Annotated in this window: 15 protein-coding genes; 9 read left to right on the top strand and 6 right to left on the bottom strand. The window is 65.3% G+C overall.

What is annotated here, in order from left to right:
* Positions 1–8: 8 nt before the first annotated feature.
* Genes fdhE through fdnG form a run of 4 tightly spaced genes read right to left on the bottom strand, consistent with a single transcriptional unit; the run spans position 9 to position 5,519 of the window.
* Entirely contained in the window at positions 9–920 is a 912-nt protein-coding gene (gene fdhE, locus PspR32_RS16245) for a formate dehydrogenase accessory protein FdhE (protein WP_010222357.1), read from the bottom strand.
* Positions 917–1,564 carry a formate dehydrogenase subunit gamma gene (locus PspR32_RS16240; protein WP_010222356.1) on the bottom strand — a complete coding sequence of 216 codons (648 nt, stop codon included), beginning with the start codon at positions 1,562–1,564 and terminating at the stop codon, positions 917–919. The genes fdhE and PspR32_RS16240 overlap by 4 nt, the downstream gene beginning before the upstream one ends.
* Positions 1,561–2,451, bottom strand: coding sequence for a formate dehydrogenase subunit beta (fdxH, locus tag PspR32_RS16235; protein ID WP_269467564.1), 891 nt, complete (start codon positions 2,449–2,451; stop codon positions 1,561–1,563). Before fdxH ends, PspR32_RS16240 begins: the two co-directional genes overlap by 4 nt.
* Before the next feature lie 17 nt (positions 2,452–2,468).
* Entirely contained in the window at positions 2,469–5,519 is a 3,051-nt protein-coding gene (gene fdnG, locus PspR32_RS16230; protein ID WP_081839691.1) for a formate dehydrogenase-N subunit alpha, read from the bottom strand.
* Between the two features lie 521 nt (positions 5,520–6,040).
* Between fdnG and PspR32_RS16225 the strand changes: the two genes are divergently transcribed.
* From PspR32_RS16225 to PspR32_RS16185, 9 genes are read left to right on the top strand one after another with little or no spacing between them, the layout of a single operon-like run.
* Entirely contained in the window at positions 6,041–8,104 is a 2,064-nt protein-coding gene (locus tag PspR32_RS16225; RefSeq protein WP_232531743.1) for a TonB-dependent receptor family protein, read from the top strand.
* A 44-nt stretch (positions 8,105–8,148) separates the two neighbouring features.
* Positions 8,149–9,864, top strand: a complete 1,716-nt coding sequence (locus tag PspR32_RS16220) for an ABC transporter substrate-binding protein (RefSeq protein ID WP_159388878.1) — start codon at positions 8,149–8,151, stop codon at positions 9,862–9,864.
* The gene (locus PspR32_RS16215) at positions 9,861–10,793 is read left to right on the top strand and encodes an ABC transporter permease (protein WP_010222351.1); all 933 of its coding nucleotides are present in this window, start codon (positions 9,861–9,863) and stop codon (positions 10,791–10,793) included. The genes PspR32_RS16220 and PspR32_RS16215 overlap by 4 nt, the downstream gene beginning before the upstream one ends.
* Positions 10,794–10,815: 22 nt before the next feature.
* The gene (locus PspR32_RS16210; protein ID WP_036996217.1) at positions 10,816–12,099 is read left to right on the top strand and encodes an acyl-CoA dehydrogenase family protein; all 1,284 of its coding nucleotides are present in this window, start codon (positions 10,816–10,818) and stop codon (positions 12,097–12,099) included.
* Positions 12,100–12,119: 20 nt separating this feature from the next.
* Entirely contained in the window at positions 12,120–13,463 is a 1,344-nt protein-coding gene (locus PspR32_RS16205; protein WP_159388877.1) for an LLM class flavin-dependent oxidoreductase, read from the top strand.
* A 60-nt stretch (positions 13,464–13,523) separates the two neighbouring features.
* Positions 13,524–14,414 carry an ABC transporter permease gene (locus PspR32_RS16200; RefSeq protein WP_010222348.1) on the top strand — a complete coding sequence of 297 codons (891 nt, stop codon included), beginning with the start codon at positions 13,524–13,526 and terminating at the stop codon, positions 14,412–14,414.
* Positions 14,411–16,072 (top strand): dipeptide ABC transporter ATP-binding protein, encoded by a 1,662-nt coding sequence (locus PspR32_RS16195; RefSeq protein ID WP_010222347.1) that lies wholly within the window; start codon positions 14,411–14,413, stop codon positions 16,070–16,072. The genes PspR32_RS16200 and PspR32_RS16195 overlap by 4 nt, the downstream gene beginning before the upstream one ends.
* Positions 16,073–16,098: 26 nt before the next feature.
* The gene (locus tag PspR32_RS16190; protein ID WP_159388876.1) at positions 16,099–17,307 is read left to right on the top strand and encodes an acyl-CoA dehydrogenase family protein; all 1,209 of its coding nucleotides are present in this window, start codon (positions 16,099–16,101) and stop codon (positions 17,305–17,307) included.
* Position 17,308: 1 nt separating this feature from the next.
* On the top strand, positions 17,309–18,721 hold the full coding sequence (locus PspR32_RS16185) for an MFS transporter (RefSeq protein ID WP_159388875.1): 1,413 nt from the start codon (positions 17,309–17,311) through the stop codon (positions 18,719–18,721).
* Positions 18,722–19,371: 650 nt separating this feature from the next.
* Here the strand turns inward: PspR32_RS16185 and PspR32_RS16180 are convergent.
* Complete coding sequence (locus tag PspR32_RS16180) at positions 19,372–20,472, bottom strand: sigma-54 interaction domain-containing protein (protein WP_010227094.1); 1,101 nt, start codon at positions 20,470–20,472, stop codon at positions 19,372–19,374.
* A 10-nt stretch (positions 20,473–20,482) separates the two neighbouring features.
* On the bottom strand, positions 20,483–21,658 hold the full coding sequence (locus PspR32_RS16175; RefSeq protein WP_010227093.1) for an acyl-CoA dehydrogenase family protein: 1,176 nt from the start codon (positions 21,656–21,658) through the stop codon (positions 20,483–20,485).
* Positions 21,659–21,861: the final 203 nt, after the last annotated feature.

Here is a 21,861-nt window from a genome sequence, read left to right as displayed (position 1 = left end):
CGATGCTGTCAGCCGGGAAACAAGAACGGGCTGACACCACTGCGCCCATACCCCTCACGCTCCACTTCGGCGTCCAGCGCCAGGGAGGCCAGGTCATCGGCCAGCACTTCCTGGTCGCGGTCCTTTTCCGGGTACAACACTTTCAGGTAGCTGTGACAGTCGTTGCAGCTCTCGGCCTTGATCGGCGCATCCTGCCGTTCCAGCGACCAATAGTCCAGGGCGCCGGTGGCTTCGCAGTTGCTGCATTTTACCCGAACCATGTGCCAGCGGCTTTCGCACAGGCTGCAATGCAGGTAGCGCAGCCCGGCCTGGGCGCCGGTCATGATCACGCTGGCCACCGGCGCGCTGGCGCATACCGGGCAATGCTGGCGCTGCTCGCCCAGGGAGGCCTTGGCCGAGGCCGGCAGGGCATTGGCCAACTGGGTGAAGTACAGCGACAGTGCGCTCCAGAGGAACAGCGCCTGGCCGCTGTCGACCTGGTCGTAGTCACCGGCGAGCAAGGCGCTGGCGAGGTCTTCCAGTTGCGCTGCCGAGTAGCCGCGCAAGCGCTCCAGGGTACCGCGAACCGTCGGGTTGGCATCGCTGTAGAGCGCATCGATCAAAGCACTGAGCAACTGCTGCCAGTAGGCGTCGCGTGGGTACTCGCGGCTCGCCAGCGGCGCCCGGCCATTGGCCAGGCGCGCAGCCAGCCCGGATGCCAGCGCTTCAGGCAACGGCAGCGTTTCAAGCAGCTGTTGCTGAGCCTCGGCGATGCCGGCACAAAAGCCCAGGTAATCGCCCATGGCATGGCCGTCGGCCAACTGGCGCAGGCGCGCCGCGCGTTGGCGGTAGCGGTCCTTGAGCGACGGCAGCAGCACCGCGACGATCTCGTTGACGCCACCGCTGGGCGTCTGCACCGGGGTCATCTGGATGCTGTTCATTTCTCGCTCCCAGCCTTGCTCTGCTTGCCGCTCAGTTGACGGTACCAGCGGTCATGGTGGGTCTTGGCCCAACTGCGGCTGACGTAGCCGGTGACCATGCCACGGATCGAGCCCTTGACCCAGAATGCAAGATAAGCGTGACCGATGATCAGCAGAATCAGGCTGATGCCGGCCAGCGCATGCACCAGCAGGCCGATGCGGATGGTCGGGATGCTGAACAGCGGGGCGAAGTACGGCCGCCAGATCACCACGCCGCTGAGCAGCAGCAGGCTGATCAGGCCCATGATTCCCCAGAACAGGATCTTCTGCCCGGCGTTGTACTTGCCGATGTTCAGCACCGGCTCATGCTTGCCGGCCAGTACTTGCTTGAGGTTCTTGAACCACTGCAGGTCTTCGCGCTCCGGCAGGTTGTAGCGCACGAAGCGCACGAACAGGAACATCAGCAGCAAGAACACCAGCACACCGAAAAACGGGTGAAGGATGCGCGCCAGCTGCGGGGTGCCGAATACCGCATTGAGGCCGTTGAGCGATGGGAAGAACCACGACAGCCCCGACAGCGCCACGGCGAAGAAGCAGATCACCATGAACCAGTGGCTGGCGCGCTCGATGAAGCGCGTACGCAGGATCAGTTTGTCCTTGTTCATGCGTGGGTATCCTCTTCGATCTTCTGGTCCTGTTCGTCGACTTCATTGGGGCCGACGCCGATGTAGTGGAACAGGGTGCCGGCCAGGGTGGCGAAGAACGCCGCCGCGGCCACCGGTTTCATCCAGCCTTTCCAGCCCTGGATGGCATTGCTGATGCGCGGGTCGGTGGGCAGCTTGTGGTACAGCTGCGGTTTGTCGGCATGCTGCAGCACGTACACCACGTGGGTGCCGCCGACGCCCTGCGGGTCATAGATACCGGCACCGGCAAAGCCGCGGCCCTGCAGCTCGGTGACCCGTTCGCTGGCCTGGTGCAGCATGTCCTGTTTGCTGCCGAAGTTGATCGCGCCGGTCGGGCAGGTCTTGACGCAGGCAGGCTCCTGGCCGACCGAGACGCGGTCGACGCACAGCGTGCACTTGTAGGCCTTGTTGTCTTTCTGGCTGATGCGCGGCACATCGAACGGGCAGCCGGCGATGCAGTAGCCGCAGCCGATGCAGTGCTCGGACTGGAAATCAACGATGCCGTTGGCGTACTGGATGATCGCCCCCGGTTGCGGGCAGGCTTTCAGGCAGCCGGGGTCGGCGCAGTGCATGCAGCCGTCCTTGCGGATCAGCCATTCGAGCTTGCCGCTTTCGTCTTCGACTTCATCGAAGCGCATCAGCGTCCAGGTTTCGGCGGACAGGTCGGCCGGGTTGTCGTATACGCCAACGTTGTGGCCGACCTCATCACGCAGGTCGTTCCATTCGTTGCACGCCACTTGGCAAGCCTTGCAGCCGATGCAGATGCTCACGTCGATCAGCTTGGCCACTTCGGCCTGGTGATCGCGGGTGTGCGGCGCCGGGGTCAGCACATTGGTGGCCGAGCGGCGGACGATGTCTTGGGATTGCATGGACATGGTATTCGCCCTCAGACCTTTTCAATGTTCACGAGAAACGCCTTGTACTCCGGCGTATGGGTGTTCGACTCGCCGATGCCCGGGGTCAGGGTGTTGGCCAGAAAGCCCTTGCGCGTGCTGCCTTCGTAACCCCAGTGGCAGGGGATGCCGATGGTGTCGACATCCTGGCCGTCGACCGCCAGGCGGCGGATGCGCTTGGTCACCACCGCCTTGGCCTTGATGTAGCCACGCTTGGTGCTGACCTTGACCAGGTCACCCTGGACGATGCCTTTGTCGGCGGCCAGCTTCTCGCCGATCTCGATGAACTGCTCGGGCTGGACGATGGCGTTCAGCCGCGCGTGCTTGGTCCAGTGGCGGAACAACTCGGTGATCGAGTAGGTGGTCGCCACGTAGGGAAACTCTTCGCGCTTGCCCATGCGCTGGCGATCGCTTTCATACAGCCGCGCGGTCGGGCTGTAGGTCACGTTCGGGTGCAGCGGGTTGCTCGCCAGCGGGCTTTCGGTCGGTTCGTAGTGCTCGGGGAACGGCCCGTCGTTCATGGCGCCGACCGAGAACAGCCGGCCCAGGCCTTCAGGCAGCATGATGAACGGGTTGACCTTGCCCCCAGGGGCGGCGGTGACGGCAAAGTCGGGCACGTCGACACCGCTCCAGCGCACGCCGTCCCAGCCGATCAGCTTGCGTTTCGGGTCCCACGGCTTGCCCTGCGGGTCGGCCGAGGCGCGGTTGTAAAGGATGCGCCGGTTCTGCGGCCAGGCCCAGGCCCAGCCCGGGGTGCAACCCAGGCCGCTGTCGGCGTTGTCGCGACGGGCCATCTGGTTGCCTTGTTCGGTCCAGGAGCCGGCGAAGATCCAGTTGAAGCACTGGGTGCTGCCGTCGTCGCGCAGTTGCGAGAAGTCGCTGAGCAACTGGCCCTTGCGCAGGATCAGGTTGCCTTGCTCGTCGTGCAGATCGGCGAGGGCGCGGCCGTTGGATTCCTTGGCCACTTCTTCGGGCTTGGGGTCCAGCGGGTCGGCGTAGTTCCAGGCCATGTTGAGGATCGGTGCCGGGTTGGCGCCGCCTTCCTTTTCGTACAGCTCGCGGATCTTCAGGAACAGGTGGCCGAGGATCTTGCCGTCGTGCCAGGCCTCCCCGGGTGGCGCAGCGCCCGCCCAGTGCCATTGCAGCCAGCGTCCGGAGTTGACGATCGAGCCGTCTTCCTCGGCGAAGCACGAGGAGGGCAGGCGGAACACTTCGGTCTGGATCGCGGCGCTATCGACGTCATGCTGCTCGCCGTGGTTCTGCCAGAAGCTCGAGGTCTCGGTGGCCAGCGGGTCGATGATCACCAGGAACTTGAGCTTGGCCAGCGCCGCCTGGGCCTTGTTCTTGTCGGGGAACGCCGCCACCGGGTTGAAGCCCTGGGCGATGTAGCCGTTGACCTTGCCCTCGTACATGCGGTTGCTGAAGTTGAGCACGTCGTAGCTGTCGTCCCACTTGGGCAGCCAGTCGTAGCCCCAGTCGTTGTCCTTGGTGGCCTTGTCGCCCCAGAGGCTTTTCATCAGGCTGACGAAGAACTTCGGCGTGTGCTTGTAGTAGTTGACCTGGTCCTCCAGCAGCGCTGTCGGCGTCGTCTGCTTGAGGTAGGTGGCAAGCGTAGTCTGCTCGTCGGACGGCAGGTTCATGTAGCCGGGCAGGCGCAGCGACAGCAGGCCCAGGTCGGTGTAGCCCTGGATGTTGGAGTGGCCGCGCAGGGCGTTGACCCCGCCACCGGCCATGCCGATGTTGCCCAGCAGCAGCTGGATCATGCCCGACCCACGGATCATCTGCGCGCCGTTGGTGTGGTGGGTCCAGCCCAGGGCGTAGAGGAAGGTCGCGGTCTTGTCCGGGGCAGAGGTTTCGCCAAGGATCGCGCAGATATTGAGGAAGTCGTCCTTGGGCGTACCGCAGACGTTGGTGACCATCTCCGGGGTGTAGCGGCTGACGTGGGCCTTGAGCAGGTTCCACACGCAGCGTGGGTGCTGCAGGGTCAGGTCGCGCTTGGCGTAGCCTTTTTCGTCGAGCTCGTAGGTCCAGGAACTGCGGTCGTAGCTGCGTTTTTTCGTGTCATAGCCACTGAACAGGCCGTCGTCGAAGTGGTAGTCCGCGCGCACGATCAGGCTGGCGTTGGTGTAGTGGCGCACGTACTCGTGCTGGATCTTGTCGTGGCTGATCAGGTAGTTGACCACGCCCATCAGGAAGGTCACGTCGGAGCCGGCGCGGATCGGCGAGTAGATGTCGGCCACCGCGGCGCTGCGGTTGAAGCGCGGGTCGACGACGATGACCTTGGCGCCGTTGCGGATCTTCGCCTCGATCACCCACTTGAAGCCCACCGGGTGCGCCTCGGCCGGGTTGCCGCCCATGATCAGCACGACGTTGGCGTTCTTGATGTCGACCCAGTTGTTGGTCATGGCGCCACGGCCGAAGGTCGGCGCCAGGGCCGAAACGGTCGGCGCGTGGCAGACCCGGGCCTGGCTGTCGGTGCCGAGGATGCCCAGGGCGCGGGTGAAGCGCTGGTCCAGCGAGCCGGTTTCGCTGCTGGCCGCCGACGAGCAGAGCATGCCGGTGCTGAGCCAGCGGTTGACCGTGGTGCCCTTGGCGTTCTTCTCGATGAAGTTGGCGTCGCGGTCGTCCTTCATCAGCCGGGCGATGCGCTCGATGGCGTGATCCCAGCTGATGCGCTGCCATTTGTCCGAGCCCGGCGCGCGGTATTCGGGGTAGAGCAGGCGCTGTTCGCTGTGCACGTAGTCGACCAGGCCGGCGCCCTTGGGGCACAGCGAGCCACGGCTGACCGGGTGATCAGGGTCGCCTTCGATATGGAAGATGCGCGCCTTGGCGTTCTTGGCACCGTCGCCAAGGCTGTACATGAGAATCCCGCAACCGACCGAGCAATAGGTGCAGTTGTTGCGGGTTTCCTTGGCGCGCAGCAGCTTGTACTGGCGCGACTGGGTCGCCTGGGCCACGCCCGGGGCAAAGCCCAGGCTCGCACAGGTGGCGGTGGCGACGCCGGCGGTACAGAGCTTGAAAAACTGTCGTCTGCCAAGTCCCATGGGTATCTCCTCATTCTTATCGGCTGCACAAAGCTGCGGGCATAGGCATGCCCGGCAACAAGGCGTCGCAAGCGCGGTTGGCTGGGGTAAAAAGCACGGTGTGTCGCAAGTCCCTGTCTGTTGCAGGGTTTTGAGCGGACGTATGCGCGCTAGTGTATTCCCGTACGGAATGTGGGACTAATCGACCTTGTTGATAGGTCTATCGACGGGATCTATCAAGGCTTGGAGCATGATCAACTGTTCGCCAGGCAACAGCAGTTGCACAGATACCCGAAATTCGAACAATTGTTTAAACCGCAGGAGCCGCTCAAGCGCAGGGATTACAAGGGTTTTACCGGTTGGCACGGTCACTGCAACAGCTCCCTTCGAGATTGACTATACCAATAGAAACTCGCCTATTTTTTAATCAGGTGGGGAGCAATACCTTGAATTTCGTGCCTCGGGCAACATCCGTTTTATTTAATTCTTCGACCAAAGTAGTAGGCAGGGACTGGACGCTGGCCAGCGTCGGCGCCGCACTGTTGAGCCTGGCGCCGCTGGCCCAGGCCGAAGATGCCACACAGACCGAAAAACGCCTGGAGACGGTCACCGTCCAGGCGGCCAAAGCCACCCCGGTGCAAGCGGCGCAGGCGCAACTGGACGAGATCCCCGGCGGTACCGGGCTGGTTCAGCAGGCCGAGGTGGAGAAGGGCCGTTCGGCCACCCTGGAAGACACCCTGGCCTATCAACCGGGGGTGTATGCCCAGGCCGCCGGTGGCAACGATGCGATCAAGATTTCCATCCGTGGTTCGGGTGCCAACACCTCGCCGGGCTATTTTCGCGAAGGCACCAAGTTCCTCTTCGACGGCCTGGCCCTGACCGGCGCCGGCGGCACGCCTTATGAGTTGCTCGACACCCAGGGCTTGAGCTACACCGAAGTGCTGCGCGGCGCCAACGCTTTCGAGTACGGCGCCTTGTCGCTGGGCGGGGCGATCAACTTCGTCACCCACTCTGGTCTCACTGCGCCAGGCAACCGCATCAAGGTCGAAGGCGGCAGTTTCGGCTGGCAGAAGCAGACCCTCAGCACCGGTGGCGTGGCCGGCAACGCCGACTACTTCATCAGCGTCGACAATTCCAAGCGCGACGGTTACCAGGACTTCACCTTCACCAAGGCCAAGGGCGTGGTGACCAACTTCGGCTACCGCTTCAACCCCAAGCTGGAAACCCGCCTGTACATCCGCTACCGCGAGGAGTACCACGAGAACGCCGGGGCCCTGACCCTGGCGCAGCTGAAAAAGAATTCCTCGCAGACCAACCCCAGCACCCGCGCCACTCGTGGCGACTCGACCAAGGAAGGCTCGACCTGGGTCGGCAGCAAAACCACCTACACCTTCGACGACGACTCGACCCTGGTGGCTGGGCTGGTCTATCACAACTACCCGCAGATCCTCAGCAAGAAGAGCACGGTCAACCCCAACTACTGGGACTGGCGCGACATCAACTACTCGCTCAAGTACACCCGCAGCGACCAGCTGTTCGGCCTGCCGAGCACCACCAGCGTCGGCTGGAGCAGCACCCAGCACATCCGCTCCGGGGTGCGCACCTACAGCGGTGACAAGGACCTGGGCAGGTTGCAGAAGCAGGTCGAGTACGACGGCTCGTTCGACCATGTGTTGTCGCTGGGCAACGACCTCGGCCTGACCGACAACCTGTACCTGTCCACGGGCCTCTCGGCCATCGAGGTCAAGCGCAACGTCGATGTCAACTTCAGCGACCGGCCCAACACCAGCGGCATCCCCAGCCACTACCGTTATGACGAGTGGAAACTGGCGCCACGGGTCGGTCTGCGTTATTACCTGACCCCGGACGTGCAGGTGTTCGGCAACGTCAGCCGCTCCATCGACCCGCCCAGCTCCTGGTCCAGTTCCGGCTCGGGGGTGACCACCAACTTCGCCAAGACCCTGGTGCCACAAAGCGCCAACACCGTTGAGCTGGGTATTCGCGGGCGCTCGGAGATCTTCGACGCCAGCCTGACCCTGTACAAATCCTGGATCAAGGACGAACTGCTCAACGTCGAAATCCTCCCGGCCACCAACACTGCGGCTGCCGTGGTCTCGACCTCCAACGCCAGCCCGACCATCCACCAGGGCATCGAGGCGGGGCTGACCACCAAGCTCTGGCAGCGCGATAACGGCGATGTGCTGAGCTGGCGCCAGGCCTACACCCTCAACGACTTCCACTACCGCAACGACCCGCTGTTCGCCAAGAACGAGCTGCCGGGCCTGCCCAAGCACATCTACCAGGGCGAGCTGTTCTACCAGTACGCCAATGGCTTTTACGCCGGGGTCAACGTGCGCTCGGCATCGAGCACGGCGGTGGACTACGCCAACAGCTTCTACGCCCCGTCCTACACCCTGTGGGGCGCACGCCTGGGCTACGACGCGCCGAACAAGACCTGGCAGGTGTACCTGGACCTGAAGAACCTCACCGACAAGGACTACGTCACCGCCCTGGTGCCCAGCTACGACGCCAAGGGCCAGGACACCGCTTCGCTGTATCCGGGTGATGGCTTCGGCGCCTACACCGGGATTGCCTACAACTTCTGAGCCAGGGGCGGGTGCCGTTCGTGCGGCACCTGCAGGAGAACCGCATGAGAGTAATCGCAAGGCTGGGTGGCCCCGCCGTGCTCGGCGCGCTGCTGGCCCTGGGCGCCTGCAAGCCGGTGGAGCCGGCGCCGGGGCAGGGCAGCGGCGGCATCGACGGCACGCTGCACAACGGCACCCTGAGCTATGCCGCGCAAGACTATTACGAGGCCGCCCCGGGCAAGCCCGGCGGTACCTTGCGGGTGTCCACGGCCTCGGACACCACGACCCTCGACGTGCATTCGATTTCCCACGGCAATGTGCAGTGGCTGGGGCGCATCCTGTTTGATTGCCTGCTGTACCAGGACGAGCAGGGCAATATCTCGCCGTGGCTGGCCAAGTCCTGGGAGATCTCCGACGACGGCAAGACCTACACCTTTCATCTGCGCGATGACGTGACCTTCAGCGATGGCGAAAAATTCAACGCCCGCGCCCTGCAGGTCAACCTCGAACACATGCGCGACCCGGCGACCAAGTCGCCGCTGGCTGCCGCCTATATCGCCCCCTACGTGGATGGGCGCATCGTCGATGAGTACACCTTCGAAGCGCAGCTGCGCGAGCCTTATTCGCCGTTTCTCGATGTGCTGGCGCAATCCTGGCTGAGCATGATCTCGCCACGGCAGATCCTCGAAGCGCCGAAGACCATCGCCGAACACCCGATCGGCTCCGGGCCCTTCGTGCTGGAAAGCTACACCCGCGACCAGGGCGCCAACTTCGTCAAGCGCAAGGGCTACAACTGGGCTCCCGCAGTGACCCGGCACCAGGGCGAGGCCTACCTCGACCGCCTGGAACTGAGCATCGTCCCCGAACCGATGATCCGCTTCAGTACCCTGGAAGCCGGCCAGTCAGACTTCACCGTCGATGCCCCGACCCAGAACGCCCGGGCCATTCGCGCCAACCCGGACTTGCAGATGCGCAGCCGTATCCGCAAGGCCAACCCGTTTCGCAGCCTGACCTTCAATGTCGAGCGCTTCCCCTTCGATGACGTCCAGGTGCGCCGCGCCGTGGCCAAGGCCATCGACCGCGACGGCCTGGCCTGGATCACCGGTTTTGGCGAGTACCTGGCCAAGGGTGATTTTCTCGCCGCCAACACCCGCTACTACGACCCGGCATTCAAGGACGTGCTGGCCTATGACGTGGCCGAGGCCAACCGCATTCTCGACCAGGCTGGGTGGAGCGAGCGCGACGGCCAGGGCTACCGGGTCAAGTACGGCCAGCGCCTGGCCGCGCATTTGCTGACCTACGAAACCGCCGCCTACCCCAGCAGCATCGCCGTGGCCATCCAGGCCGACCTGAAGAAGATCGGCCTGCAGATCGACATCGACCTGCTGCCCCTGGCCCAGGTCACCCAGCGCCGGTACGCCAGCGACTTCCAGCTGATTGGCGGCGGCTACTGGCACACCAACACCCCCGATGGCCTGTACATCCTCTACCACAGCCAGGCGATCAGCACTGCCAAGCTGATCGGCCAGAACGCCGGGCGTTTTCGCGATGCCGAGCTCGACCGGGTGCTCAGCGCCGCACGCCAGACCACCGACCCGGTCGAGCTGAGCGACCTCTACCGCATCGCCCAGCAGCGCCTGGCGCAGACCATCCCGGCGGTGCCGGTGTTCGAAAGCCATGTGCTGCTGGCCTACCGCAAGCAGGTCAAGGGCCTGATTTTCGACACCTCGCACAACACCCCGTTGTTCACCAGCGTGTGGCTCGACCCGGAGGGCAAATGACTACTTTGCAGCGATTGGCCTGGCGCCTGCTGGCCGGCATCGGCGTGCTCTGGGGCGCGGCGACCCTGACTTTTTTGGCCATCAACCTCAGTGCCGGCGACCCGGCCCTGGCAATTCTCGGCGGCCCCGACGCCATGCCCAGCGCCGAGCTGATCGCCCAGGTGCGCGCCGAGTACGGCCTCGATCAACCGTTGTGGGTGCAGTACGGCCAGTACCTGGCGCGCCTGGCCCAGGGCGACCTCGGTGAGTCGTACCGCCTGCGCATTCCGGTGCTGCAGGTGATCGGCAGCCAGTTGGGCGCCACGCTGCAGCTGTCGCTGGCCGCAGCCTTGCTGTCGATCCTCCTCGCGGTGAGCTGCGCGGTGCTCACCGCCAACCGCCCGCGCTGGGTGCGCGCGCTGGTGTCCGGCAGCGAACTGGTGCTGTCGTCGGCGCCATCGTTCGTGATCGGCATCGTGCTGTTGCTGCTGTTCTCGTTCGGCTGGCACCTGCTGCCACCGTCCGGCTCCAACAGCTGGCAGGCGCTGATCTTGCCGAGCCTGGCCCTGGCCCTGCCGGTTGCCGCGGTGCTGACCCAGGTACTGCGCCAGGAACTCGAGGACATCCTCGAACAGCCCTTTATCGCCATGGCCCGGGCGCGCGGCATGTCCGAGACGGGCGTGCGCCTCAAGCACGCCTTGCGCCATGCCCTGGTGCCGCTGGTGACGCTCTCCGGTTTTGTCTTTGCCAGCCTGCTGGGCGGTGCGGTGATCATCGAAATGCTGTTCGCCCGCCAGGGCATCGGCCGGCTGATGCTCGATGCCGCCATCACCAAGGACATGCCGTTGCTGTTGGGGATCACCCTGCTGGCGGCGGCGATTTATGGGGTCGTCAACGTTCTCGTCGACCTGATCAACCACTGGGTCGACCCGCGCAGCAAAAGCGTATGAACCCGCATTTCAAGGACCAGCCATGAGTGCCCATGAGTTGCCAACACCCCTGGCCGCGAACCCCGCAAGCCAGGACTATGCCCACCTGCAGGCGCGTTTTGCCGCGGTTTTTGCCCGCATCGCCGAAGGCGCGGTAGACCGCGAGCAGCAGCGCACACTGGCCCATGAGCCGGTGGCCTGGCTGCGCGAGGCGGGCTTCGGCGCCCTGCGCGTGCCCCAGGCGTTGAACGGTGCGCAGGTCAGCCTGCCGGTGCTGTTTCGTCTGTTGATCGAGCTCGCCGAGGCCGATTCCAACCTGCCGCAGATCTTCCGCGCCCACTTCGGTTTTGTCGAAGGCCGGTTGGCCAGCGCTGACGTCGCTTCGCAACGCCACTGGCTGACCAAGGTGGCGGCGGGGCAGTTGTGGGGTGCGGCCATGGCCGAACGTACCGACACCACCGGCAATTCGGTGCGGCTCACGGCTGCCGACCCGCAGGCGCCGCACGCTGGCTGGTTGCTAGAAGGCGAGAAGTACTACTGCACCGGCGCCATCTATGCCGACTGGGTGGCGGCGGTGGCCATGCTCGACGAAGATTTTGTCAGCGTAGTGGTTTCGACCACGGCGCCGGGGGTCAGCCTTGAGGATGACTGGGACGGTTTCGGCCAGCGCCTGAGCGGCAGCGGCACCACCCGCTTTGCCGCGGTCGCGGTGCCGCCGGCGCAGGTGTTGCGCCGCTTCAAGCCCGGCGAGCTGCGCGCTGAGTCCTACTTGTCAGCCTTTTACCAGCTGTACCACCTGGCGACCCTGGCCGGTATTGCCCGTGCGGTGCAGCGGGATGCCGTCGACTTCGTCCAGGGCCGCACCCGCGCCTTTGGCGTGCCTGGCCAGTCCAGCCCCAAGGACGACCCGCTGGTGCAGCGGGTGATCGGCCGCCTGTCGAGCCTGGCCTATGCCGCCCAAGCCCTGGTGCTGGATGTTGCCCAGGTGCTGCAGACGGTGCACGAAGCCGAGCTCGACGGCACGGTCGGCGAAGACCACTACGTCGAGGCCGATATCCGCACCTACCAGGCCCAGCAGGTGGTGCTGGAGCAGGTGCTCGAAGCCACCACCTTGCTGTTTGAAGTCGGCGGCGCCTCGGCCACCAGCCAGGCCCGGCGCCTCGACCGGCATTGGCGCAACGCCCGCACCCTGGCCTCGCACAACCCGGCGATCTACCGCGAGCGGGCGCTGGGCAACTACTACCTCAATGGCGTCAGCCCAGGTGCCGCCTGGCGCCAGTTGCACGAACAGGACAACGCCGCCCGCGACGAAGCCAGCGCGGTTTGACCCCCACTCAAGGAATTGCCATGAGCCAGCCCGCACAACACATGAGCATCGGCATGAACATCCTCGGTTTCGGCGCCCACGCCGGCGCCTGGCGCCAGGCCGAGGTGCCGGCCAATGCCTACCTCGACCACCAGTACTACAGCAACATCGCGCGCATCGCCGAACGCGGTAAGCTCGATGCGATTTTCCTCGCCGACGGCCCGGCGCTGCTGGGCGATATTGCCGAGCACCCGGCCGGGCGCCTGGAGCCGACCGTGCTGCTCACCGCCGTGGCCCTGGCCACCCGCCACATCGGCGTGATCGCCACCGCCTCGAGCACTTACAACGACCCCTATAACCTGGCCCGGCGTTTCAGCTCGCTGGACCATATCAGCGGCGGCCGCGCGGCCTGGAACGTGGTCACCAATGCCGGCGACGCGGCGGCGCAGAACTTCGGCCTGGCCGGCGCGCCGCGCCATGTTGACCGTTACGCCCGTGCCGATGAGTTCATCGACGTCACCCTCAAGTTGTGGGACAGCTGGGAAGATGACGCGGTGATTGGCGACGCCCACCGTGGGCGCTTTGCCGACCCGGCCAAGGTGCATGCGATCGACTTTGTCGGCGAGCACTTTTCGGTCAAGGGCCCGCTGAACCTGCCGCGCTCGCCCCAGGGCCGGCCGGTGCTGGTCCAGGCCGGGTCCTCCGAAGGTGGCAAGGCCCTCGGCTCGCGCTATGCCGATGCGATCTTCACCACCCAGACCACCCTGGTCGACGGCCAGGCCTTTTACCAGGAAATGAAGCAGCGCGCCCGCCAGTGGGGGCGCAACCCCGAGCACCTGAAAATCATGCCGGGGTTGTCGACGGTGATTGGCAGCAGCGAGGCCGAGGCCCAGGCGCGCTTCGACGAACTCAATGCCTGGTACGGCGAAGAGGGGCTGATCAATCAGGTGGCGGCGCGGGTGGGTCTTGCGGTCAACGAGCTGGAACTGGATGCGCCCTTGCCCTGGGAGCGGATCGGCCCGGTGGCGGAATTCGAGCGCGGCTCCCACGGTTTTCTCGAAGCCCAGTTGAACCTGGCGCGGCGCGAGCACCTGACCCTCCGTGAGCTGTCGCGGCGCATCCTGGTCGGCCACCGGCTGATCGTCGGCACCCCGGAACAGGTCGCCGACACCCTCGAACACTGGTTTCGCGCCGGTGCCGCCGACGGCTTCAACATCATGCCGGACATGTTCCCCTCGGGTGTCGAGGTGTTCGTCGACGAGGTGGTGCCGCTGCTGCAAAAGCGCGGGGTGTTCCGCCACGAATACCAGGGCAGCACCCTGCGCGACCACCTCGGCCTGCCGTACCCGGCCAGCCAGTACCAGCGCGCCGCCGAAGCGGTGTGAGCCTGGCCACCGGCAGAGCCGCAATCCTGCCCTTTAACGTTCAGCCCAAGGAGGTGCCCGATGGCGCCGATCAATTCAACGGCGGCGGTGCTGCCGGCCAACGGCCTGATCCAGGCCCAGGCGCGCTTCGTCAGGCCTCGACAGTTGGCCCTGCGCCCGGGGCTGGTACTGGCCGCGCTGTTTGTCGCGCTGCTGGTGCTGGCGGCGCTGCAGCCAGGTTGGCTGGTGTCCGCCGACCCGCTCGAGGCCAGCGCCCGCCAGGCATTCCAGCCACCGAGCAGCCTGCACTGGCTGGGCACTGACGAGAACGGCCGCGACATCCTCGCGCGGCTGGTGCATGCCGTGCGCCCGTCGCTGGTGCTGGGCCTGAGCGCCACGGCCCTGGGGTTGTTGCTCGGCACCGTGCTGGGCTTGCTGGCCGGGCTCGGGCCCCGGCTGGTCGACGGCGTGGTGATGCGCCTGGTCGATGTGCTGCTGGCCTTTCCCGACCTGCTGCTGGCACTGGTGATCATCACCTTTTTTGGCCAGGGCGCGCTCAACACCATCATCGCCGTGGGTATCGCCAGCGTGCCGCGTTATGCGCGCCTGGTGCGTGCGCAAACCCTGGTGGTGCGCAATGCCGGCTATGTCGAGGCGGCCACCACCCTCGGCCTGCCTCGGCGTCAGGTGATCTGGCGGCATGTGCTGCCCAATGCGATCAAGCCGATCTTGATACTCGCCACCATCGGCATCGGCAGCACCATCGTCGCCGGTGCCGCCTTGAGTTTTCTCGGCTTTGGCGCGCCACCGCCAGAGCCGGAGTGGGGCGGCATGCTCGCCATCGGCCGCAACTACCTGGCCAACGCCTGGTGGCTGGTGGCCTGGCCGGCACTGGCCATCACCCTCACCGTAGTCTCGATCACCGCCATCGGCCGCGAACTGCTGCGCCGCAACGAAGGTAAACGCCTATGAATGCTGTTATCCAACACCCCGCGCCGCTGATTGAGGTCAGCGACCTGCAGGTGCGCTTCGGCCAGGGCGTGCCGGTGCTCAAGGGCATCAGCTTCAGCCTGCAGCAGGGCGAATGCCTGGCGCTGGTGGGCGAGTCCGGCTCGGGCAAGAGCGTCACTTCGCGCACCCTGGCCGGGCTCACCGGTGCCCATGCGCAGCTGCAGGCCAGCCGCCTGGCCTTCGCCGGGCAGGACCTGCGTCAGTTAGACGAGCGTGCCTGGCGCCGGGTGCGCGGTGCGCAGATCGGTTTTGTCATGCAGGACGCCCTGGGTTCGCTCGACCCCCTGCGCCCGGTCGGCAAGGAGATTGCCGAACCCTTGCAGTTGCACAGCGACCTGAACCGCGCACAGCGCCAGGCGCGCGTGCTTGAACTGCTGCGCGCGGTCGGCGTGCCGGAGCCTGAGCTGCGCGCCCGCCAATACCCCTGGCAGCTTTCCGGCGGCTTGCGTCAGCGTGCCTTGATCGCCTCGGCCATCGCCTGCAACCCGCGCCTGCTGATTGCCGATGAGCCGACCACGGCGCTGGACGCCACGGTCCAGGCCCAGGTCTTGAGCCTGCTCGAATCCCTGCGTGGCGACAGTACCGCGATGCTGATCGTCAGCCATGACCTGGCGGTGGTCTCGCGCTTGGCCAACCGGGTGGCGGTGATGCACAACGGCGTAATCGTCGAGCAGGGCAGTGTCGAGGCGGTGCTGCAAGACCCGCAGCACCCCTATACCCAGTACCTGCTCAAGGCTGGCGCCGCCGTGCATTTTCGCCGGCCGCAGGCGCCGGCATTGGCGGCGGTCGCACCTGCGGTGGTGGAACGCAGCGCGCCGCTGTTGCAGGTGCAGCAGGTGAGCAAGGCCTTCAAGGGCCCGGACGGCACCTGGCGCACCGTGGTCGACCAGGTTTCGCTGCAACTGCACAAGGGCCGCACCTTGGGCATCGTCGGCGAGTCGGGCTCGGGCAAGACCACCCTCACCAGGATGATCCTCGGCCTGGAAACCCCCGACAGCGGCGAGATCCAGATCAAGGGCCGGCCCTGGTTGCGCCTCGATGACCAGGAGAAACGCCAGCTGCGCCGCAGCATCCAGGTGGTGTTCCAGGACCCGCTGAGCTCCTTCGACCCGCGCTACACCGTGCAGCGCGTGCTGTTCGAGGCGCTGCAAGTGGCCGGGCACCTGCGCGCGCAGTGGCGCCAGCAGGCCGTCGAGCTGCTGACCTTGGTGCGCCTCGACCCCAGCCTGCTGGAGCGCCGCCCGATCGAGCTGTCTGGCGGCCAACGGCAACGCATCGCCATCGCCCGCGCCCTGGCCGCGCAGCCGCAGATTTTGGTGTGCGACGAGCCAGTGTCGGCGTTGGATGTGTCGGTGCAGGCGCAGATTCTCGAGCTGCTCGACGACCTCAAGCAGCGCCTGGGCCTGGCCTGCCTGTTCATCTCCCACGACCTGGGGGTGATCAACCATGTCAGCGACCAGGTGCTGGTGATGAAAGATGGCGTGGCGGTGGAAAGCGGCGCCGTGCGCGATGTCTTCGACCGTCCGCAACACCCCTATACCCGTGCCTTGCTCGATGCCATCCCGCACCTGGAAAGCGGCCGTCGAGTCAGTTTCGAATTTCTCCGCCTGGCGATCTGATCGCCTGATCCGCACAAGGAAAGTCCATGCCTGGTTTATCCGCAGTACCCCGTGTTGAGCAGCGCAACCTCGACGACCTCAAGGGCAATACCGAAAACCTCTTGGCGCTGATTGCCGCCGGCGCCGCGCAACGTGAACGCGAGCGCCAGCTGCCCTATGAAGCGGTCCGCCAGATTGCCCAGGCCGGGCTCTACACCTGCCGTATTCCGCAGGCGTACGGCGGCCCGGGTGGCAGTGTCAGCGATGTGATCGGCCTGCTGCTGCGCATCGCTTCGGTGGACTCCAACGTTGCCCAGGCGTTGCGTCCGGGCTTCGGCTTTGTCGAGGGCTTGTTGTCTTCGACCGCCGACGGTGCCGAAGCCGAGCGCCAGCGCTGGTTCGCCCGCTACCTGCAAGGCGCGGTGCTGGGCAATGCCGGTTGGGAAGTGGGTGGCGCCAATGGCGCGATCAGCGCGCGCATCGTGCGCGAGGGTGAGCATTACCGCGCCAGCGGCAGCAAGTACTACAGCACCGGCGCCCTGTACGCCGACTGGGTCAGCGCCGTGGCCCTGGATGAAAACGATCAGCCGGTGTCGTTCGTGCTGCCGCGCGAGCGCCAGGGCCTGGAATTGCTCGACGATTTCGACGCCATGGGCCAGCGCCTGACGGCCAGCGGCACCACGCGCCTGAACGATGTGCTGGTGTACGCCGACGAGATTCGCACGCGCACCGTGGAGGAGGGCAAGCGCACCATCGTCACGCCGTTCTTGCAGTTGTTTCTGGCCACGGTGCAGGCTGGCATCGCCCGCAATGCCCTGGACGATGCCAGCCGCTTTGCCCGTGAGCACGCGCGGCCGATCAAGCACAGCAGCGCCACGCGCTCGATGGATGACCCGTACGTGCAGCTCAGCGTTGGTGAAATCGCTGCCCGCGCCTTTACCGCCGAGGCCGTGGTGCTGCGCGCTGCGGCGTCGATCGACCGCGCCTGGGCCGCCGGCCTTGACCCGCAACAGGTCGACCAGGCCGCCATCGACGTTGCCCAGGCCCAGTACATTGCTGCCGAATCGGCGCTCAAGGCCGCCGAATTGCTGTTTGACGTCGGCGGCGCCTCGACCACCGGCCGCAGCCACAACCTCGACCGCCACTGGCGCAACGCGCGCACGGTCGCCAACCATAACCCTCGGCACTGGAAGGCCGCGGCGGTCGGCGCCTGGCAGCTGACCGGCACACCGCCACCGACCTCGGGGTTGTTCTGAATTGGGCAGCGTGCAGGCGCCTTTGCTGAGCCTCAGCACCTGGCAATCACGGCGAGTACCGATAATCATCGGCTGTGCGCTGCTGATGGAGCTGATCGACTCCACCGTGGTGATGACCGCCTTGCCGCAGATGGCCAGCGAATTCGGCGCGCCGAGCGTGCGCATGAACCTGGTGGTGTCGCTGTACCTGCTCGCCGCCGCCTTGGCCGTGCCGGTCAGCGGCTGGGCGGCGGACCGCTATGGGCCACGGCGGCTGTTCGTCCTGGCCATCGTTCTGTTCACCCTGTCGTCGCTGGCCTGCGCCCTGGCCGGTTCGTTGCTGCAGCTATGCCTGGCACGCCTGTGCCAGGGCGCGGCGGGGGCGATGATGGTGCCGGTGGGGTTGATGATCCTGCTGCGCTGGTCGCCGCGCGAGCAACTGCTGGGCAATATGTCCTACCTGACCATCCCACCGCTGGTGGGGCCGATGCTCGGGCCGCCCCTGGGCGGTTTGCTGGTGACCCTGCTGTCGTGGCAATGGATCTTTCTGGTCAACCTGCCCATCGGCGTGCTCGGGGTTTACCTGGTGCTGCGGCATATTCCCGATTACCCCGGCGACAGCCGGCAACGCCTGGACCTGCGTGGCTTGCTGCTGGCCAGTGTGGCCCTGGCGTCACTGGTGTTCGGCTTCGAAGCCTTGGGCCATGGCTTGCTGGCGCGGCATTGGGTGCTGCTGCTGTTGCTGCTCGGGCTGTTGGCGGCGCTGCTGTATGTGCGCCATGCGCGCCACTGCGCCCAGCCGCTGCTGGACTTTGCGCCGTTGCGCGTGCGCAGCTTTGCCTTGAGTTTCTGGGGCGGCAACCTGTTTCGCCTGGGCACGGCGGCGCAGCCGTTCTTGATGGTGCTGTTGTTCCAGCTGTGTTTTGGCCTGAGCCCCTTGCATGCCGGCTTGCTGACCTTTACCGGTGGCGTCGGCGCCTTTGTGGTCAAGCTGCTGGCGGTGCGCATCGTGCGCCGCTTTGGCTTTCGCCGCACCTTGAGCGTCAATGCGTTGTTTACCGGCGTGAGCCTGGGCGCCTGCGCCAGTTTCAACCTCGACACGCCGTACTGGCTGGTGGTCTTGATCCTGTTCGCCAGCGGCCTGATCCGCTCCTTGCAGTTCAGCGCCATGGGCGGCTTGACCTATGCCGATGTCCCTGCCGAACTGCACAGTCGGGCCAGCAGTTTGTCGGCGGCGACGGTGCAGTTGGCCATGAGCGTGTCGGTGGGCGTGGCGGCTTCGCTGCTGAGCGTGCTGATGAGCGTGAAGGGCGAGCAGCAGGTGGCGGTGGCGGATATTGCCCTGGTGATTGGCGTGTGTGCGCTGGCGTGCATGGCCTCGGCGCTGGTGTTTCGTAAACTGGCGCCGGATGCGGGAAGTGAGATCTACCGCTGACCTTTTTTCGCCTGGACTGCGACCGCTGCGCGCTCGATCGCCGGCAAGTCCGGCTCCCACAGGATTGGCTGTGGTCATGAAATAGGTGCAGTACCTGTGGGAGCTGGCTTGCCAGCGATGGGGCCAGTCCAGCCAGCACATCATGCGGCGTCTGGATTACGACCGCTGCACGCTCGATCGCCGGCAAGCCCGGCTCCCACAGGATTGGCTGTGGTCATGAAATAGGTGCAGTACCTGTGGGAGCTGGCTTGCCAGCGATGGGGCCAGTCCAGCCAGCACATCATGCGGCGTCTGGATTACGACCGCTGCGCGCTCGATCGCCGGCAAGCCCGGCTCCCACAGGACTGGCTGTGGTCATGAAATAGGTGCAGTACCTGTGGGAGCTGGCTTGCCAGCGATGGGGCCAGTCCAGCCAGCACATCATGCGGCGTCTGGATTACGACCGCTGCGCGCTCGATCGCCGGCAAGTCCGGCTCCCACAGGATTGGCTGTGGTCATGAAATAGGTGCAGTACCTGTGGGAGCTGGCTTGCCAGCGATGGGGCCAGTCCAGCCAATACATCAGGTGGTGTCTGGATTGCGAGCGCTTCGCACTCGATCGCGGGTCGAGCCCGCTCCCACAGGATTGGTGCAGGGCCCGCGATGAGGTCATTAGATAGACAAATTCAGTACCCGCTCACCCTGGGTACTCCCCGCAGGCTGCCTGCGGTTCACCGCCAGCTCGCCCATCTTGATCAGGCGCGTGCGGGTGACATTGCGGCTCAAACCCAACAAGTTCGCCGTATGCACCTGGTTGTAATGACTGAACCGATACGCCGCGCGCAACAGCGCATCCTCGACCTTCTCGTGCAAGGCACCCGCGGGCTGCTCGAACAGCTTCTGGAACGCCCGCTGCAGCAGCCCTTCAGCCGAATCATCGGGGCCAGGGCTGTCGTCGGCGCGCTCGATGCGCATGTTCGACAGGCGCAGGTCGTCCTGGCGGATCACCCCGTCGCGGCAGATCAGCAAGGTGTGATGGATGACGTTTTCCAGTTCGCGGATATTGCCCGGCCAACCGTAACTGCACAGCTTGGCTTCGGCCTCGCTGCTAAGGCTGACGTCGCCATAGCCCAGGCGCTGGCTGTAGGCCTGGATGAAGTGGCGGGTCAGCGGCAGGATGTCACCCGGGCGCTCGCGCAGTGGCACCAGTTCCAGGCTGACCACGTCGAGGCGGTAGTACAGGTCTTCGCGAAAGTGCCCGGCATTGATGGCTTTTTCCAACTGCACGTTGGTTGCCGCCAGCACCCGTACATCGATGGGAATGCTCTTGCGCGAGCCCAGGCGCACCACTTCACGTTCCTGCAACACGCGCAGCAGCTTGACCTGGATCGGCATCGGCAAGTCGCCGATCTCATCCAGGAACAAGGTGCCGCCATTGGCCTCTTCGAACCAGCCGGCCTTGGAACCGAGGGCGCCGGTGAACGCGCCTTTTTCGTGGCCGAACAGCTCGGCCTCGACCAGCGATTCGGAAAACGCCCCGCAGTTGACCGCGACGAAAGGCTTGTCGCGCCGCCCGCTCAAGTTGTGGATGTGCCGGGCCACCAGCTCTTTGCCGGTGCCGGTCTCGCCGATGATCAGCACGCTGGCTTCACTTGGCGCGACCCGTTGCAGGTGCGCCAGCAAGGCCCGCGACTTGGGGTCTTCGAACACCTGCGCCGTGGCGCGGATCGAGGTGGCCAGGGCCGGGGAGGGCGGTAGGGTCAACAATTGCATGGCGGTCACACTATGAGTAGAAGGTCGGAGTCGGCAATTGCCCGCGCAGGGCCCATTCACCGAGTTCGTGCAGCTTGTAGTCGAGCGGGTCGTGCAGGCTTTGCGTGCGCAGGTTGCGCCAGTGCCGGTCGAGGCCCACCGAGGCCTGGGTGGCACGGGCGCCGGTAACCTCGAAGACCTTGCTGCAGATCTCCAGGCCATCCCGGCTGGCGGCGACCTTGGCGGTGGCGATGGTCACCGCCAGGCGCCCGCGCTGTTCGGCACTCAGCGCCGCGCCCTTGGCCCAGGCCTGGTCCAGCGCCTGGGCGGCCTGCTCGACCAACAGGCGTGCACCCTGCAGGCGCACCCAGAAGTCACCGAAATGGTTGAGTACATAAGGGTCGGCGCTGCTCTGTTCGGCCGCTGACTTGAACCACGGCCGCGATTCGCGCAGGGCGTAATGCCGGGCCTCCTCGAAGGCGCCTTCGGCGATGCCGAGGAAGATCGTGGCGAAATGCAGTTGGGCAATCAGCGGCCGCAGGCAGGCGAACGGTGTGCTCAAGGGGCCGGGGTTGAGCAGCAGGTCGCTTTCTTCCACCCGTACCCGTTCGAAGGTGGCGCTGCCGCTGTCGGTCTGGCGCTGGCCCATGTTGTGCCAGTCGTTGTGCAAGGTGATGCCGGTGCGGCCACTGGGAATCGCGGCGATCAACAGCTTGCCGCCGGCGTTCTCGTCGATTGCCGAGGCGATGAGCATCTCTGAATCGCTGGCGCCGGAGCAGAAGCTTTTTTTGCCGGAGAATTCACGAAAACTACCGCGGTCCTTGACCACCGTGCGGGTGTCCAGGGGGTTGAGGGCATTGCCCCAGAACCAGCTTTTGCGCGCGGTCAGTTCGAACCAGGGCTGCCACTGCGCCGGGGTGGCGAACAGGCGCACGGTGGCGAGCATCAGGTGATGAAAGCCGAACACATGGGCCAGCGAGCTGTCGACCCGGGCGAACTCACGTACCACCTCGAAGGTTTGCGACCAACTGGCGCCCAGGCCGCCGAAGTCGCGGGGGATACTCAAGGCCAGCAGGCCGCTGCTGCGGATGGCATCGCGTTCGGCCTTGGGCGTACCGCCCAGGCGGTCGCGCTCGACCGCGGTGCGGGCGAACTCATTGGTCAGTTCCCGCGCGATTTGCAGAGGGGTCGATGGCGTGCTGTGCAAAGGTTGCGCTCACTTGCTCTATGAGGGTGGCACTGATGCTAAGGGATCTAAAAAACTGAAAATAAATAACTTATAGGACTTTCGATATGTCGATTTACATATCTCTTTTAGTTCTATATTTGTACGTATTTATTCTTTTTAATTTTATCTGTTCGGGCGCACTCTGCACCTCAAGCACTGCGCGGCAGTGCACCCCAGGACGA

It is taken from the genome of Pseudomonas sp. R32 (genome assembly GCF_009866705.1).
GTDB lineage: Bacteria > Pseudomonadota > Gammaproteobacteria > Pseudomonadales > Pseudomonadaceae > Aquipseudomonas > Aquipseudomonas donghuensis.
Note: the sequence above shows the minus strand (reverse complement) of the source record. Positions and strands in the feature narration are given on the sequence as shown.

What these genes read in the sequence shown, in the direction of transcription:
- fdhE (WP_010222357.1), bottom strand. Translation starts at nt 920, where the DNA reads ATGAACAGCATCCAGATGACCCCGGTGCAGACGCCCAGCGGTGGCGTC.
- PspR32_RS16240 (WP_010222356.1), bottom strand. Translation starts at nt 1,564, where the DNA reads ATGAACAAGGACAAACTGATCCTGCGTACGCGCTTCATCGAGCGCGCC.
- fdxH (WP_269467564.1), bottom strand. Translation starts at nt 2,451, where the DNA reads ATGCAATCCCAAGACATCGTCCGCCGCTCGGCCACCAATGTGCTGACC.
- fdnG (WP_081839691.1), bottom strand. Translation starts at nt 5,519, where the DNA reads ATGGGACTTGGCAGACGACAGTTTTTCAAGCTCTGTACCGCCGGCGTC.
- PspR32_RS16220 (WP_159388878.1), top strand. Translation starts at nt 8,149, where the DNA reads ATGAGAGTAATCGCAAGGCTGGGTGGCCCCGCCGTGCTCGGCGCGCTG.
- PspR32_RS16215 (WP_010222351.1), top strand. Translation starts at nt 9,861, where the DNA reads ATGACTACTTTGCAGCGATTGGCCTGGCGCCTGCTGGCCGGCATCGGC.
- PspR32_RS16210 (WP_036996217.1), top strand. Translation starts at nt 10,816, where the DNA reads ATGAGTGCCCATGAGTTGCCAACACCCCTGGCCGCGAACCCCGCAAGC.
- PspR32_RS16205 (WP_159388877.1), top strand. Translation starts at nt 12,120, where the DNA reads ATGAGCCAGCCCGCACAACACATGAGCATCGGCATGAACATCCTCGGT.
- PspR32_RS16200 (WP_010222348.1), top strand. Translation starts at nt 13,524, where the DNA reads ATGGCGCCGATCAATTCAACGGCGGCGGTGCTGCCGGCCAACGGCCTG.
- PspR32_RS16195 (WP_010222347.1), top strand. Translation starts at nt 14,411, where the DNA reads ATGAATGCTGTTATCCAACACCCCGCGCCGCTGATTGAGGTCAGCGAC.
- PspR32_RS16190 (WP_159388876.1), top strand. Translation starts at nt 16,099, where the DNA reads ATGCCTGGTTTATCCGCAGTACCCCGTGTTGAGCAGCGCAACCTCGAC.
- PspR32_RS16180 (WP_010227094.1), bottom strand. Translation starts at nt 20,472, where the DNA reads ATGCAATTGTTGACCCTACCGCCCTCCCCGGCCCTGGCCACCTCGATC.